We start from the raw sequence: 14,263 nt of genomic DNA, 5'->3' as shown, positions 1-14,263 counted from the left end.
CATGACTGAGGGCAGCGCCTCGCAAGCAAAGTCCCGCGCCGGCCATCCGGCGGCGGGCGACGGCTCCCGCTCCGGAGCGCCGGCCGGCGGCCGCGACCGGCTGGCCGCGCTCACGGCGCGGCGCGAGAGCGCCTTTCCCGAGGCGCTGCGCCACACGGCGCGGGTCACGCGGCTGCGGCGCTGGATCCTGTGGGGCGTCGGCGGAACGGTGGCGCTGGTGGGCGTCGGCCTCGCCGCGAGCTCGCTGCGCTTCCTGCCCATCGACCTCAATCTCTCGCGCGTCGCGCTTAAGGGCACGCGCATCGTCATCGAGACGCCGAAGCTCGTCGGCTACCGCAAGGACGGCAAGCCCTATGAGATACGCGCCCGCGTGGGCGTTCAGGACATTTCGACGCCCGACGTCTTCGATCTCGACGGCCTCGACGTGCGCGTTGAGACGGAAGGCGTAAATCCGATCGTGCTGACGGCGGCGAAAGCCAATTACAGCACCAGGAACGATCGGGCGACGCTCACCGGGGGCGTGAACGTCTCCGACGGCAAGAATTTCGACATGCGCACGGCGTCCGCCGCCATGGATTTCAAAGCGAGCATGATGACCTCCGACACGAAGGTCACGCTCAAGATCGAGGGCGGCGAGGTTGTTGCGGACAGGGTCGAATTTTCGCAAAAGGACCGCCGCGCCACCTTCTCCGGCAATGTCCGTTCCGTGCTCTACGGAGAGGACGCTCCGGCGCCGGCGGGCGTCGAAAAGCAGGATGGCCTGCGCGCGGCGCAGTGAGAAAAGAATGACACGCCAGACAGTTTACGCCCTCTTCGCCGCCTTGCTTCTCGCCGGCGCCGCGCCCGCTTACGGCAAGGGCCGCTCGGGCGGCATTCTGCCCGGCGCGACGGCCAAGGACCCCTTGAACATCGACGCCGGCAAGCTCGACTATTTTGACCAGGAGCAGAAGCTCGTCTATTCGGGCAGCGTCATCGTGACGAACGGCCCTTCCACGCTGAAGGCCTCGCGCATCACGATCTTCCTGGAGGGCAAGGGCCCCGCGCCGGCGGGCGCGACCAGCAATGACCGCGTGAAGCATATCGAGGCCGACGGGCCCGTCACGCTCGTCTCCAAGGACCAGATCGGCACGGGCGATCATGGCAGCTATGACAAGGCCGAGAACAAGGTCTATCTTTCGGGCAACGTCACGCTGACGCAGGGCGAGAACATCGTGAAGGGCGAGCGGCTTGTCTACGACGTGACGAGCGGCGTCGCGAGCATTCAGGGCGGCGGCGCCCAGGGCGGCCGCGTGCGCTCGACCTTCATGCCGGGTTCGGCGAAGCCGTAAGCCGAAATCCGCGCGCCTGGCGCCGTGCGCGCGGTTATTCCGGGCTCAGCGCTTCCTTGTGGAGGAGCCCCAGCATGCCGCGGCGCTTCGCCTCGTAATAATAGCCGCCGGCATAAAGTTGAATTGCGCGGGCTTCGCTGCCGCCCGAAAGCTTATAGGCGTTTGCGAGATAGGGGACGGCGTAGGTGAGATTGGTCTCGGCGTCGAGCAGGCCGTTGGCCGGGCCCCTATAGCCCATGCCCTTGGCGGTATCGTGCCGAATCTGCATCAGGCCCCAATAGGGTCCGTGGCGGGCGGCCGGATTGTAATTGCTCTCGCGACGCACCGAGCGGTGGATGAGCGACTCCGGAATGTCGTAGAGGCGCGCGAAATGGGCGATGCGCCCATGGAGCGGGCCTTTCCCGTCGATCGCTTCCTCGCTGCGCGGTTCATTGGCGTAGGATTCGGGCGCGGAAGCCACGGGAGAGCCGGTCTGGGAGCAGCCGGCAAAGGCGAGAGCCGCCAAGGTTGCAGCGCAGGCGGTTGATTTCATTATTAACCTTCCCCTCAAACCGCGCCCCGACAAAATCATTCGTCGTAAGTCGCCATGTCGAGATGGCGAAATCGTGGCGGCAAGGGCTCCTGCGTCTCGTCCCGCCGCGCGGCCAGGCTGTGCGCCCTCGCACGGACGGGCGGTTAGGAAAGAGTCATGTTGCGCGTGCTTGATGCAGCGATTTCAGGGGCAATCTGAGGGGCAGTTTCAGGGGCGTTTTCAGGATTGACGGCCCGGCCGCCCGAGGCGGCCGGGTCTTTTCGTTGCGAGTCGCGAGGCTAGTTTCAGTCGCGGAGGCTTCGCATGGCGCGGCAGGCGAAATGGTCGCAGGAGGTGACGCGCCACAGCAATGCGCTCGACCTCGAGCCGGGCGTGTTCACCTTCGACGATCCGAAGGCGATCGCGCAATCGCTGAAGCGTTCGGCCGAGGCGAGCAGCCGGCGGAAGTCGACGCCTTACCGTTCGGCGATGTCCATGCTGACCTTCTACATAAACCGCGCCGGCATGGATTTGCCGGCCGAGCGCCGTCGCGTGCTGGAGGCGGCGAAGGGGGAGTTGCGGAAGGCGTTTGGAAAGGACGCAGGAGCCTTGCCGCCCGGCAAAATATGACCTATTTTTTCAAAAAATGACTAGGATGTTCGATGGCTGACTATCCCGTCGCGATCGCGAAGGAGCAGCTCTCCCGTCTTATAGACGAGGCGTTGAAGGGCGAATGCGTGACCATCACCCGCCATGGCAAGCCGGTCGTCGAGCTGCGCCCGAGCCCGGCGACGCATGCGCCTTCCCCTCTCACGCGCGCCGATATGGACTGGCTGCGTCGGCGTCGCGCCGCTCGCCCGCCGCTCGGCGACGCGACGGCGATCCTGCGTCAGATGCGGGACTTGGGAAGTTGAGATTCTGCTCGTGAGATTCTATCTGGACGCCAATATCCTCTTGGCGCTTTTCATTCCCGATATTCATTCGCCGGCCGTTGACGCCTGGCTGGACCGCGATCCGGGCGAAATTTGCGTCAGCGACTTTGCGCGTCTCGAATTTTCGGCCGTCGTTTCGCGTCAGGTTCGAAACCGACTGTTTGACGAGCAGGCGGCTCGCGACGCGCTCGGCGACTTCGACGAATGGGCGCGGCGAATGACGAATCCCGTTGAGGTGGGACCACGGGATCTGTCGCTCGCCGACCGACTGACGCGCGATTTCGCGACGAAGCTCGCAGCCGCCGACGCCATGCATCTCGCAATGGCGTTGAACCATGAGCTGACGCTGGCCACCTACGATGCGCGCCTTTCCGAGGCGGGCAGGATGAAAGGCGCAACCGTCATCGCGCCGCAATAAAGCGTCATACTGGCTCCGTTTGATTCTTTGGCCGTCATTGCGAGGAGCGAAGCGACGAAGCAATCAGAGGCGTCAACATGGCTCTGGCTTGCTTCGCTTCGCTCGCAATGACGGGCTGGGGAGGGGGCTTAACGATGTATCATACGGTGACGCCGGCGGCTCTTACCGCGCAAACTTCTTGTATTTCAGCCGGTGCGGGATGACGCTGTCGACGCCGAGGCGGCGCTTCTTGTCTTCCTCGTAATCGGCGAAGTTTCCCTCGAACCATTCGACATGCGAGTCGCCTTCATAGGCGAGGATATGCGTGGCGATGCGGTCCAGGAAGAAGCGGTCATGCGAGATGATGACGGCGCAGCCGGCGAAATCGGCAAGCGCCTCCTCCAGCGCGCGCAGCGTATCGACGTCGAGGTCGTTGGTCGGCTCGTCGAGCAGCAGGACGTTCGCGCCGCTCTTGAGCATCTTGGCGAGATGCACGCGGTTGCGCTCGCCGCCCGAGAGCTGGCCCACCTTCTTCTGCTGGTCCGAGCCCTTGAAGTTGAAGGCCGAGCAATAGGCGCGGGAGTTGATCTCGCGCTTGCCGAGATAGATCACCTCATTGCCCTCGGAGATTTCCTCCCACACCGTCTCGCCGGCGTTCAGCGCGTCGCGCGACTGGTCGACATAGCCGAGCTGCACGCTTTCGCCGATGGCGATCGTCCCGTTGTCGGGCTTCTCCTGTCCGGTGATCATGCGGAAGAGCGTGGTCTTGCCGGCGCCGTTCGGACCGATCACGCCGACAATGCCGCCCGGCGGCAGCTTGAAGGACAGATCGTCGATCAGCAGCCTGTCGCCGAAGGCCTTGGAGATGTGCTCGAAATCGATGACGTTCTGGCCGAGCCGCTCCGCCACCGGAATGACGATCTGCGCGGTGGTCGGCGCCTTCTCGCTCTGCTTGGCGACGAGCTCCTCATAGCGCTGGATGCGGGCCTTGCTCTTGGCCTGACGGGCCTTGGGCGAGGAGGCGATCCACTCGCTCTCCGCCTCCAGCGCGCGGCTCCGGGCCTTGTCCTCGGAAGATTCCTGCGCGAGGCGCTTCTGCTTCTGCTTCAGCCAGCTCGTGTAATTGCCCTCGTAAGGGATGCCGCGGCCGCGATCGAGCTCGAGAATCCAGCCCGTCACATTATCGAGGAAGTAGCGGTCGTGGGTGACGATCAGGATCGCGCCCGGATAGCTGCGCAAATGCCCTTCCAGCCAGTTCACGGTCTCGGCGTCGAGATGGTTCGTGGGCTCGTCGAGCAGCAGCATCTCAGGCTGTTCGAGCAGCAGGCGGCAGAGCGCCACGCGGCGCCGCTCGCCGCCCGAGAGCTTGGTCACGTCGGCGTCATCGGGCGGACAGCCCAGAGCGTCCATGGCCTGGTCGACCTGGCTGTCGAGATCCCACAGGCCCTTGGCCTCGATCTCGTCCTGAAGCTTCGTCATCTCGTCCGCCGTCTCGTCCGAATAATTCATGGCGAGATCGTTGTAGCGATCGAGAATGGCCTTCTTCTCCGCGACGCCGAGCATGACGTTTTCGCGGACATTGAGCGCCGGATCGAGCTGCGGCTCCTGCGGCAGATAGCCGACCCTCGCGCCTTCCGCGACGAAGCCCTCGCCGGTGAATTCCTTGTCGATGCCCGCCATGATGCGCAGCAGCGTTGACTTGCCCGCGCCGTTGACGCCGAGCACGCCGATCTTGGCGTCGGGGTAGAAGGAAAGGTGGATATTGTCCAAGACCTTCTTCCCGCCCGGATAGGTCTTGGTGAGGCCCTGCATGTGGTAGATGAACTGGCGCGCCATAGGTGAACGTTCTCGGCTCTGGAGAATGGTTGCGCCGTCTTTAGCGCCTTTTGCGGGGAAGAGGAAACCGCCTTTTCGCAGGGCCGGAAGAGGCGGTTCGACGATCCGACAAGCGCCTGCGGCGCTGTAACTTTTCAAGTTCTACCTGACGGATCGCCGGCGCGGGGAAGGGGACGCTGCGATCGCCGCCCCGTCAATAGCGCGCCTTCTTCGGCCAGCGCCTCGGCCAGACGCGGATATAGTCGGGCGTCTCCTCCTCGTCGATCTCGGCCTCGCTGACCTCGACCTTGCCGCGCACCGAGACGCCGACGCGGTGCACGCTCTCGGGATCGCCGGAAATCAGCGGATGCCAGGGCGGCAGGGGCTTGCCCGCATTGCGCAGCACATAGGCGCAGGTCGGCGGCAGCCAGTCGATCTCCTGCAGCTTCGCGAGCGTCAGCCGCACGCAGTCGGGCACGTGGTCGCGGCGGTTCTTGTAGTCGCCGCAAAGGCAGGTGTCGTGGTCGAGCATCTTGCAGGAAACGCTGGTATGGTAGACGCGGCCCGTATCCTCGTCCTCGAGCTTGACCAGACAGCAGCGGCCGCAACCGTCGCAGAGCTTCTCCCATTGCGCGCGGGTCAGTTCCGCCAGCGGCTTTTCCCAAAACGGAACGCCCGCGCCTTTTTCGCCTTTTTCGCTCGCCATATCTTTTCCGTTCGGCGCTCCCGCCGCCCGACGGAAACCATAAACGCAATGAGGGGCGGGCGAGGCGTCGTCAAGATGGTTTAAAAAGTGCTAACGTCGCGCGCCGGGATTCTCGCCCGCGGGGGAGTTTGCGAGCCTTGTTCGAGCGTTTTACGTCCTCGCCTTTCATCAAGCGCATCAGGCGCATTCTGCTCTCGACGGACGCGCTCATCGATTCGAGCGTGTTCGACGGCCAGAGGCGCTCGCGCGAGCTTTACGAGGATTTCTCCACCTATATGGAGCGCTTCCATGTCTCGGGGCCGGCCCGGGTCGCGGTGGAGGTCGCCTGCGAGGGCCTCACGCTCGGACTTGGCGGGCTCATTGTTCTGCTCGCGCTTGCCGGCTCCGCCTTCCAGATGACGAGCGAGGGCGACTGGCTGAAGCAGACCGATCTCGCCGTCACCTTTCTCGACCGCTACGGCAATGAGGTCGGCCAGCGCGGCATCAAGCATGACGACGCCGTGCCGCTCGAGGAATATCCGGATTATCTGATCAAGGCCGTGCTCGCGACGGAGGACCGCCGCTTCTACGAGCATTTCGGCATCGACGTCATCGGCACCGCGCGCGCCCTTACCGTGAATGCGCGCTCGTCGGGCGTGGTGCAGGGCGGCTCGTCCATCACGCAGCAGCTCGCCAAGAATCTGTTTCTCTCCAACGAGCGCACGATCACGCGCAAGATCAACGAGGCCTTTCTCGCGCTGTGGCTGGAGCATCATCTCACCAAGCGCGAAATCCTGAAGCTCTATCTCGATCGCGTCTATATGGGCGGCGGCGCCTTCGGCATCCAGGCGGCGGCCGAGTTCTATTTCGGCAAATCGGTGAAGGAGGTCTCGCTCGCCGAGGCCGCCATGCTCGCCGGCCTCTTCAAGGCGCCGACGAAATATGCGCCGCACAACAATCTGCCGGCCGCCCGCGCCCGCGCCAATGACGTGCTCAACAATCTCGTCGACGCCGGCTTCATGAGCGAGAGCCAGATCATCGCCGCGCAGCGCAGCCCCGCGACGCCGGTCGATCGCCAGCGGCAGGAGAGCCCGGACTGGTATCTCGACTACGCCTATAGCGAGATACGCAAGCTCGCGGCGAGCGGCAAGCTCGGCGACAATCGCGTGCTGACCGTGCGCAGCGCGCTCGACTCGAATGTGCAGAAGCGCGCCGAGGAAGTGATCGAGAAGAATCTGCGTGAGCAGGGCCGCTCCTACCACGTGAAGCAGGCGGCGATGGTGGTGATGGAGCCCGACGGCGCGATGCGCGCCATTATCGGCGGGCGCGATTACGGCGCGAGCCAGTTCAACCGCGCGACGGACGGCTCGCGCCAGCCCGGTTCGTCCTTCAAGCCTTATGTCTATCTGACGGCGCTGATGACCGGCAGATTCAAGCCGACGACCATCGTCACGGACCGTCCGACCTGCATCGGCAATTACTGCGTTCACAATTACAGCGGCGGCTATGCGGGCTCCATGCCGCTCGCCATGGCCTTGGCGAAGTCGCTCAATACGGTCGCGATCCAATTGTCGCAGGCGATCGGCAATGGCGACTCCCGCATCGGCCGCGCCAGGATCATCGAGACCTGCCGCAAGCTCGGCATCACGACGCCGCTCGAGGACACGCCCTCTTTGCCGGTCGGGCAGAGCGACGTGATCCTGCTCGAACATTCCGCCGCCTACGCGGCCTTCGTGAATGGCGGCAAGCGCACGATCCCCTATGCGGCGATCGAGATCCGCAACCGCCAGGGCGATCTTCTCTACCGCCATGATCGCGACGCGCCGCCGCCGCAGCAGGCGCTGCCTTACGAGAAGATCGTCGATCTCGCCGGCATGATGAAGAAGGTCGTCGAGGAAGGCACGGGCAGGCGCGCCCAGCTCGGCGACGGCATCGACGTCATCGGCAAGACGGGCACCACCAACGGCTATAAGGACGCCTGGTTCTGCGGCTATTCCGGCACGATGGGCGGCTGCGTCTGGTACGGCAATGACGACAATGATCCGATGAACAACATGACCGGCGGCACGCTGCCCGCGGGCACTTGGCACGACGTCATGGCCTATGCGCATCAGGGCGTGGCGCTGAAGCCCATCGTCGGCCTGAAGCCGGAGGCCAAGCCCGACGTCGCGGCGGGCGGCGCCAATGGCGCGAAGGCGATCGAGCTCGGCGCGCCGCAGCGTCCGGCGACGCTCTCCAAGGGCGCGGTGCAGGCGCTGGAGTCGATCGAGAAGAAGGCGAAGACGGCCGGTCCCGGAAGGCAGGGCTCGAACGCCGCGCCGGCGACGATCGCACAGCGGCCGGACCGGAACGCCTTCCCGACGATCGGCGCGGTCGAGTAGCGGGGAGCGCGAGATGAACCGCCCTTACGCCAAATATCTCCGCGCGGGCTCCGTCATGATCGGCGGGCTCGCGCTCGGCCTGCTCGCGACCTTGTTTTCCCTCAACTCCGGCTACGGCTTCGATCCGCTGCGCGCCGGCCCCTGGACGGCCTGGCCCTCCATCGGCGGCGCCGAGATCGATCCTTACGCCCGCGCCGTCGTCGCGCGCTCGGGCGAGGCGCCGCTCGGGCGCGACCAGGGACTCGCCTTCGTCGCAAGCGACGATTCAGACGGCGCGCCGCTCGACGGCGCCTGCGAATATCGCATCGTCGATCCGCTTCCCGCGGCGCGCTTCTGGACCCTGTCGCTCGCGACTCCCACGGGCGCGCTCATCGACAATCCGGCGGGCCGCTACGGTTTTTCATCCGTCGACGTGTTGCGCCGGGAGGGCGGCGCTTTCGAGATCGTCCTCGCCCGCAACGCCCGCGCCGGCAATTGGCTGTCGCCGGGCGAGACGCGCCGCTTCGTCGTCATGCTGCGTCTCTACGACACGCCGCTCGACACGGACGCGCATCCCGATCCCGCCAGCTTTCCAAAAATAGTGAAACTGAAGTGCGCCTGACGCTTCCCGACCGTTTCTTCGATTATCTGCCTTGGGCGGCGGCGACGCTGCTGATTGCGGGCGTCGTGCATATCGTCTCGGTGCTGCTGATGCCGGCCGTCGCCCCGCGCGACGCCTATGCGCGGGTTCGTTCCGCCATGGGCGGGGCGCCGGCCAACAAGATCTTCCTATTGCCGCCAATGGCGCCGGGCGCGGAGCCGCTGCCTTTCGAAGACCCGGCCTTCGCCGAGGCCGTCTGCGTCTATGATCTCGGCAAAGGCATGCTGCGCGTCGCCGCCGTCGCGGATGGCGAAGACTATCTCGCCTTGTCCTTCCACGGGCTGGCGGGCCGCATGTTTCACGCCATCACCGACCGCGCCGCCATCAAGGGCAAGATCGACATTGTGATCGGCGACGCGCGGCAGATCGACGCGCTGCAAGGCGCGAGCGAGGAGGCGCCGCCGCAGGAGGTGCGCATCACCGCGCCGACGAAGCACGGCTTTGTGCTCGTGCGTTCCCTGGCCAAGCGCCCGTCGGATCAGGCGCGCGCAAGAGAGCGGCTCGCCGCCGTGACATGCGAGCGTTTCGATCCGCCGAAGGATTAGCGCTCGTCGCCTGTTCATGCGGTCGTTATTTGAGCAAGGCGATGATGGCGCGTCATTGCGGCTCTGGATTGCTTCGTCGCTTCGCTCCTCGCAATGACGGCGCGTAAGCCGGCTTGACCGTCATTGCGAGCGCAGCGAAGCAATCCAGAGCTTCGTCAAGGTAGGGCGGGCGCCCGCTTCAGTTGCCTTCGTTCGGCAGGCCGGGGATCGGCAAAATTTCGATGCCGTCCTCGAGCAGGGCCTTGGCTTCCTCAAAGGTCGCGCGGCCGCGGATCGGCCGCCTTTCGACGTCGCCGTCCTGAATGGCGCGCGCTTCCTCGGAAAAGCTGTCGCCGACATCCTCGGTTCCCGCGACCACTTTTTCGCGCAGCTCGCGGATCATCATGCGCAGCCGCTGGGCGTCGTCCTCGCGGCCGCCACGCGCCACATGCGGCGCCATGACGCCGCGCGCGACATTGGTCGAGGCGCAGAAAGGGCAGGAGACGAGGCCTTGCCGGCATTGGCTCTCGAAAGTCGCGCTGTCGCGAAACCAGCCGTCGAAATCATGTCCGCCGTCGCAGACCAGCGTGTAATGCATCATGCTCAGGCCTCCGCGGCGAGAAGCGGGTCGAGGCCGCCTTCTCCGTCCAGCGCATAGAGGTCGTCGCAGCCGCCAATATGACGCCCATCGACGAAAATCTGGGGGACGGTGGCGCGGCCGCCGGCGCGTGCGGTCATCGCCGCGCGCCCTTCCGGATCGCCCGCGACGCTGATCTCCTCGAAGGCCGCGCCTTTTTGCGTCAGGAGCTTTTTGGCTGCGATGCAATAAGGGCAGGTCGGGGTAGTGTAGATTTCGATCCGCGCCATCCGGTCGCCACCTGAATCGGGATTTTCGCCGCGGCGCTTATACGCTGGATGTCACGCGCTTGTCACGGCCCGCGCGAAGACGAGGAGATCGACCTGCGCGGCGCCCGCCTTCAGCAGGGCGCGCGCCGCGGCGTTGGCGGTGGCGCCGGTGGTGAGCACGTCGTCGATGAGCACGACGTTCCGGCCCTCGATCCGCGCGGCGCGCTCGGGCTCGATCCGAAAGGCGCCCGAAAGATTGACCGCCCGCTGGGCCCGGGAAAGCCCGACTTGCGGCGCCGTCGCCTTCACGCGCGAGAGCGCCTGCGTTTCGAGGGGGGCGCCGCATTCGCGGGAGACGACGCGCGCCAGCTCGGCCGATTGGTTGAAGCGCCTGGCGGCGAGGCGCAGGCGGTGAAGGGGGATGGGAACGAGCAGATCGGCCTCCGCGAGAATATCCGCGCCTGCGCGCGCCATCCAGCGCCCCATCGGCCCGGCAAGCTCGAGCCTGTCGTGATATTTGAGCCGATGGGCGAGCGAGCGCGCCTTGTCGCTGTCGTAGCGCGCGACCGCCCGGGCGCGACGGAAAACCGGCGGATTGGCGGCGGCCTCGGGCGAAATCAGGCCCGGCTGGTCGAGGTCCTGCTCGAAAGGCGTGCCCAGCCGCTCGCAAAAGGGCCGCTCGATGAAGGCGATCTCCCGCCAGCAGGCGGCGCAAAGCGCCCCATGCGCCGCCACCGCCTTGCGGCAGACGAGACAGCAGGGGGGATAGACGAGGTCGAGCAGAAAGGCGCCGGCGCGGCGGGCGGTGTCCGAGAAACGGCGAAAGGGCGCAACCTGCATCCGAGCAGTATATGCGCGGCTCCGGCGTCATTGCGAGCATAGCGAAGCAATCCAGAGCCGCGCGGCGAAAAAGTCGGCTTTTCGCGAGACGCGCGCTCAAGACTCGATCGAGGCTTTCCGCAAACGGCCTGTCTCTCCATTGCGGCGCGATCAAGCGTCGTCAATATTGCTCTGGTTGCCGCGTCGCTTCGCTCCTCGCAATGACGGCAAGGCTGCGGCCTCGTGGGTGAACGAAGGTCGGAGATGTGGGCGCTTATCCCAGCAGCCCGCCCCGCGCCGGCGCCAGCGGATTATTCGCCAGCGCCTCGGCGTCGGGCGTATCGACGGCGGGCATGTGAACGAGCGCCGCGTAAAGTCCCTCGACGAATTTGCGGTCGAGATCCTTCACGATGAAGACGATGCGCGTGCGGCGGTCGTCGTCGGGCCAGGCGTCGAGCCGGTGCGGCGGGTGGAAGACGTGCTGCACGCCGTGAATGACGACCGGCCGCCCCGGCTCGTCGGAGAGCGCGACGATCCCCTTCACGCGCAACAGGCGCGGCCCATGCGTATGGCGCAGCAGATCGATGAAGATGTCGAAGGAGGGCGGAGTGAAAGGCGCGTCGCCCGTCAGGCAGAAGGCCTGGATATGGTCGTCGTGACGGTTGACGTCGTGATGATGGCCATGATCGTGATGATGGCCATGGTCGTGATCGTGGCGCGGCGCGTTTTCGACCGCCTCCGCATTGAGCCATTCGCGCACGCGCGGCGTTTTGGCGGCGGGATCGTAGAGGCCGCAATCGAGCAGCGCCGCGGGCGTCGCTTCGGCCGCGTCCAGAATGCGCGCGCCGGGATTCAGCGCCGCGAGCCGCGCCTTCAGGCTCGACGCCTTCGCGGCGCCCTCGGAGAGGTCGGTCTTTGTGAGGACGAGGCGGTCGGCGACGGACGCCTGCTTCACCGCCTCCTCATGCGCGTCGAGCGTCGCCTCGCCGTTAATTGCGTCGACAACCGTCGCCACGCCGTCGAGCCGGAAGCGCAGCACGAGATAGGGGTGATTCATGATCGTGTGGAGGATCGGGGCCGGATCCGCGAGTCCGGTCGTCTCCAGCACGATGCGGCGGAAAGGCTTGATGCGGCCATTGTCGAGGCGGCGCAGCAGGTCCTCGAGCGCGCTGACGAGCTCGCCGCGGATCGTGCAGCAGACGCAGCCCGAGCTCATCATCACCATGTCGCCGTCGATCTTCTCGATGAAGAGATGGTCGAGGCCGATCTCGCCGAACTCGTTGATGAGGACGAGCGTATCGGACAGCTCGGGGCTGGCGAGGAGCTTGTTCAGCAATGTGGTCTTGCCGGCGCCGAGAAAGCCCGTCAGCACCGTCAGCGGAATGGGCGGCGGCGGGCGGCGGGCCGCCGCCGGGGAACTGTCGCTCACTGCGTCTTGACCTGCTGCGGCTTGTTGGCGGCCTGCGCCTTGACGGGCGCCTTGGGCTTATCGGCGGACTTGCCCGCGGCAGGCTTGCCCGTGGCGGAATTGGCCGGGGCGGCGGCCGGGATTTTGGAGGCGACCCTCGCCGGCGCGCTTTTGTCGGGGGCGGGCTTCGCCGCCTGCTTGGCGGGCGCCGGCCTGGCCTTGCCCTTGGCGGGCTTCGCGGCGGGCGCGGCGTCGTCCTGCACGATGCTGTCGACCGACGCCGGGGCCGGCAACGCCGCGATCGCGCCGCCGCGCCTGGCGCGCTTGCCCTTGCGCAGGCTCACCGCGTCCGGCGCCGCCTTGCTGATCGGCGAGGCCTCGCCCCCCGTCGGCTCGGCGTTGGCGTAGGCCGCGAGGTCCGTCTGCTCGCCGATCGGCGCCCCCGGCGCTCGGGCGCGGGCCACGGGCCCGACATAGCCCGGCGCACGGCCGGCGAAGACCTGCACGGGCTCGAAATGCGGACGCGGCAGGCGGGCGATGTCCTTGACGCTGATCGACTGCTGGGCGCCGCCCACGGCGTCGAGAAGCGGGATGCCGGTCGGCGCGGAGCCGACGGGAATCGACATGTCCTCGACCTCGTTCATGAACTCGGCCGTCGCCGCGCCGCGGTTGCGGCAGACGCTGTCGCGCATGTCGGGCGCGGCGGTCGGGCCGGCGCTGGCGAGAGAAGCGAGCGAGCCCTGGGCGCCGCCGGTCTGGAAGGCGCGGTCGAGCAGCGCCGCCGCCTTGGCCGTCCGGGCCGCCGCCGACGGCGCGCCGAGCACCACGGCGATGAGCCGCTGGCCGCCATGCGTCGCCGAGGCGACGAGATTGAAGCCGGCCGGGCAGGTGAAGCCCGTCTTCATGCCGTCGGCGCCGGGATAGCGGCCGAGCAGGCCGTTATGGGTCGGATGGACTTTCCCGCCGATCTGCATCGCGCCGATGTTCCAGAGATTGGAATATTCCGGGAATTGCAGATAGAGCGCGCGGCCCAGAATCGCGAGATCGCGCGCCGAGGTCACCTGGCGCGAATCCGGAAGGCCGTTGGGATTGACCCAGACCGACTGGGTCATGCCGAGCTTTTGCGACGCGGCGTTCATCTCGTCGGCGAAAGCCTCGACCGAGCCGGAGACGCCCTCGGCGATCGTCACCGCGATATCATTGGCCGATTTCACCATCAGCATGATGAGCGCGTTTTGCAGGGTGACTTCCTGGCCCACGCGAAAGCCCATCTTGGAGGGCGCCATGCGCGTCGCGCGCGGCGACACCATCAGCGGCGTGTCCATGGCGAGCCGCCCGGCGCGCGCCGCTTCGAGCGCGACATAGGCCGTCATCAGCTTGGTGAGCGAGGCCGGATACCAGGAAGCCGTCGCCTGATCCTGCGCGAGCACGGAGCCCGACGCCACGTCGATGACGAGGGAGGGCGTCGCTTGCGCGACCGAGGCGAAGGGCGCGCCGAGCGCCGAGGCGAGACATGACGCGAAGGCGCCGAGGCGGACAAATCGCTTCATCTTCGTCATGGGCAAAGGTCTCTTTATGGCCGCGCCGCCGGGAAAGGCGTAGCAAAAAGCATACTGCCCATCCCGAAACGGTTCAAATATGGGCAAATTGTGGCGGTCTCCAGACCCGGCTCGAACGTGGCCGGGCGGCAATCTTCGCGACAAGGCTCGCGGCGTCGCGGGGAGCCGAAGGCGAAGCAATCCAAAGCGCCTGAGAAGCGGCTCCCGGATTGCCGCGACGGCTTCGCCTCCTTGCGATGACGGGGCGCGCCGAGGAGTCAAACGGAACCGGCGTCGGCCGCGCCGCCGCGCGCGTTTCCCGTTAATTTTTCGGGCTTTTGGCGCCGGGATGTGATAAGCCTGCTCCGCGCGGAAAGACGGTCCTGGCGTAGCGTGCGGTCAAAGCTGGCGTTTCGGCGAGCCTCCGGTTTCCGCAAAG

Annotated in this window: 16 protein-coding genes; 8 read left to right on the top strand and 8 right to left on the bottom strand. The window is 66.4% G+C overall.

The window, feature by feature from the left end:
* The first annotated feature begins 1 nt into the window (after window position 1).
* Both lptC and lptA read left to right on the top strand, forming a co-directional pair.
* Window positions 2-778: an LPS export ABC transporter periplasmic protein LptC gene (gene lptC, locus ACV7JP_RS02950; protein ID WP_457797768.1), complete on the top strand. Its 777-nt coding sequence runs from the start codon at window positions 2-4 to the stop codon at window positions 776-778.
* Window positions 779-785: 7 nt separating this feature from the next.
* Window positions 786-1,328, top strand: a complete 543-nt coding sequence (gene lptA, locus ACV7JP_RS02945; protein ID WP_457797767.1) for a lipopolysaccharide transport periplasmic protein LptA — start codon at window positions 786-788, stop codon at window positions 1,326-1,328.
* A gap of 34 nt (window positions 1,329-1,362) precedes the next feature.
* Here the strand turns inward: lptA and ACV7JP_RS02940 are convergent, their stop codons facing one another.
* On the bottom strand, window positions 1,363-1,860 hold the full coding sequence (locus ACV7JP_RS02940; protein WP_457797766.1) for a transglycosylase SLT domain-containing protein: 498 nt from the start codon (window positions 1,858-1,860) through the stop codon (window positions 1,363-1,365).
* A 303-nt stretch (window positions 1,861-2,163) separates the two neighbouring features.
* On the opposite strand from ACV7JP_RS02940, the gene ACV7JP_RS02935 reads away from it, so the two are divergent.
* From ACV7JP_RS02935 to ACV7JP_RS02925, 3 genes are read left to right on the top strand one after another with little or no spacing between them, the layout of a single operon-like run.
* The gene (locus tag ACV7JP_RS02935) at window positions 2,164-2,469 is read left to right on the top strand and encodes a DUF3175 domain-containing protein (RefSeq protein WP_457797765.1); all 306 of its coding nucleotides are present in this window, start codon (window positions 2,164-2,166) and stop codon (window positions 2,467-2,469) included.
* A gap of 32 nt (window positions 2,470-2,501) precedes the next feature.
* On the top strand, window positions 2,502-2,753 hold the full coding sequence (locus ACV7JP_RS02930) for a type II toxin-antitoxin system Phd/YefM family antitoxin (RefSeq protein ID WP_457797764.1): 252 nt from the start codon (window positions 2,502-2,504) through the stop codon (window positions 2,751-2,753).
* A 10-nt stretch (window positions 2,754-2,763) separates the two neighbouring features.
* Window positions 2,764-3,189 carry a type II toxin-antitoxin system VapC family toxin gene (locus ACV7JP_RS02925; RefSeq protein ID WP_457797763.1) on the top strand — a complete coding sequence of 142 codons (426 nt, stop codon included), beginning with the start codon at window positions 2,764-2,766 and terminating at the stop codon, window positions 3,187-3,189.
* A 162-nt stretch (window positions 3,190-3,351) separates the two neighbouring features.
* On the opposite strand, the gene ettA is transcribed toward ACV7JP_RS02925, so the two are convergent.
* A complete protein-coding gene (ettA, locus tag ACV7JP_RS02920; protein WP_457797762.1) occupies window positions 3,352-5,004 on the bottom strand; it encodes an energy-dependent translational throttle protein EttA in 1,653 nt (550 codons plus the stop codon).
* Between the two features lie 193 nt (window positions 5,005-5,197).
* Window positions 5,198-5,689, bottom strand: a complete 492-nt coding sequence (locus ACV7JP_RS02915; RefSeq protein WP_457797761.1) for a YcgN family cysteine cluster protein — start codon at window positions 5,687-5,689, stop codon at window positions 5,198-5,200.
* Window positions 5,690-5,826: 137 nt separating this feature from the next.
* Between ACV7JP_RS02915 and ACV7JP_RS02910 the strand changes: the two genes are divergently transcribed.
* The 3 genes from ACV7JP_RS02910 to ACV7JP_RS02900 are packed head-to-tail and all read left to right on the top strand — an operon-like array spanning window position 5,827 to window position 9,234.
* Window positions 5,827-8,049: a transglycosylase domain-containing protein gene (locus tag ACV7JP_RS02910; RefSeq protein WP_457797760.1), complete on the top strand. Its 2,223-nt coding sequence runs from the start codon at window positions 5,827-5,829 to the stop codon at window positions 8,047-8,049.
* A 13-nt stretch (window positions 8,050-8,062) separates the two neighbouring features.
* Window positions 8,063-8,650, top strand: coding sequence for a DUF1214 domain-containing protein (locus ACV7JP_RS02905; RefSeq protein WP_457797759.1), 588 nt, complete (start codon window positions 8,063-8,065; stop codon window positions 8,648-8,650).
* A complete protein-coding gene (locus ACV7JP_RS02900) occupies window positions 8,641-9,234 on the top strand; it encodes a DUF1254 domain-containing protein (protein ID WP_457797758.1) in 594 nt (197 codons plus the stop codon). The genes ACV7JP_RS02905 and ACV7JP_RS02900 overlap by 10 nt, the downstream gene beginning before the upstream one ends.
* 178 nt (window positions 9,235-9,412) lie before the next feature.
* On the opposite strand, the gene ACV7JP_RS02895 is transcribed toward ACV7JP_RS02900, so the two are convergent.
* The 5 genes from ACV7JP_RS02895 to ACV7JP_RS02875 all read right to left on the bottom strand — a co-directional run bounded on the left by ACV7JP_RS02895 (window position 9,413) and on the right by ACV7JP_RS02875 (window position 13,845).
* Window positions 9,413-9,814, bottom strand: coding sequence for a DUF1178 family protein (locus ACV7JP_RS02895; protein WP_457797757.1), 402 nt, complete (start codon window positions 9,812-9,814; stop codon window positions 9,413-9,415).
* Between the two features lie 2 nt (window positions 9,815-9,816).
* The gene (grxC, locus tag ACV7JP_RS02890; protein ID WP_457797756.1) at window positions 9,817-10,080 is read right to left on the bottom strand and encodes a glutaredoxin 3; all 264 of its coding nucleotides are present in this window, start codon (window positions 10,078-10,080) and stop codon (window positions 9,817-9,819) included.
* Window positions 10,081-10,131: 51 nt separating this feature from the next.
* Window positions 10,132-10,899 (bottom strand): ComF family protein, encoded by a 768-nt coding sequence (locus ACV7JP_RS02885; protein WP_457797755.1) that lies wholly within the window; start codon window positions 10,897-10,899, stop codon window positions 10,132-10,134.
* Window positions 10,900-11,152: 253 nt separating this feature from the next.
* Complete coding sequence (locus tag ACV7JP_RS02880; RefSeq protein WP_457797754.1) at window positions 11,153-12,307, bottom strand: CobW family GTP-binding protein; 1,155 nt, start codon at window positions 12,305-12,307, stop codon at window positions 11,153-11,155.
* Window positions 12,304-13,845: a D-alanyl-D-alanine carboxypeptidase family protein gene (locus tag ACV7JP_RS02875; protein WP_457797753.1), complete on the bottom strand. Its 1,542-nt coding sequence runs from the start codon at window positions 13,843-13,845 to the stop codon at window positions 12,304-12,306. The genes ACV7JP_RS02880 and ACV7JP_RS02875 overlap by 4 nt, the downstream gene beginning before the upstream one ends.
* Between the last annotated feature and the right edge of the window lie 418 nt (window positions 13,846-14,263).

This window comes from Methylocystis sp. S23, from assembly GCF_054106005.1.
Note: the sequence above shows the minus strand (reverse complement) of the source record. Positions and strands in the feature narration are given on the sequence as shown.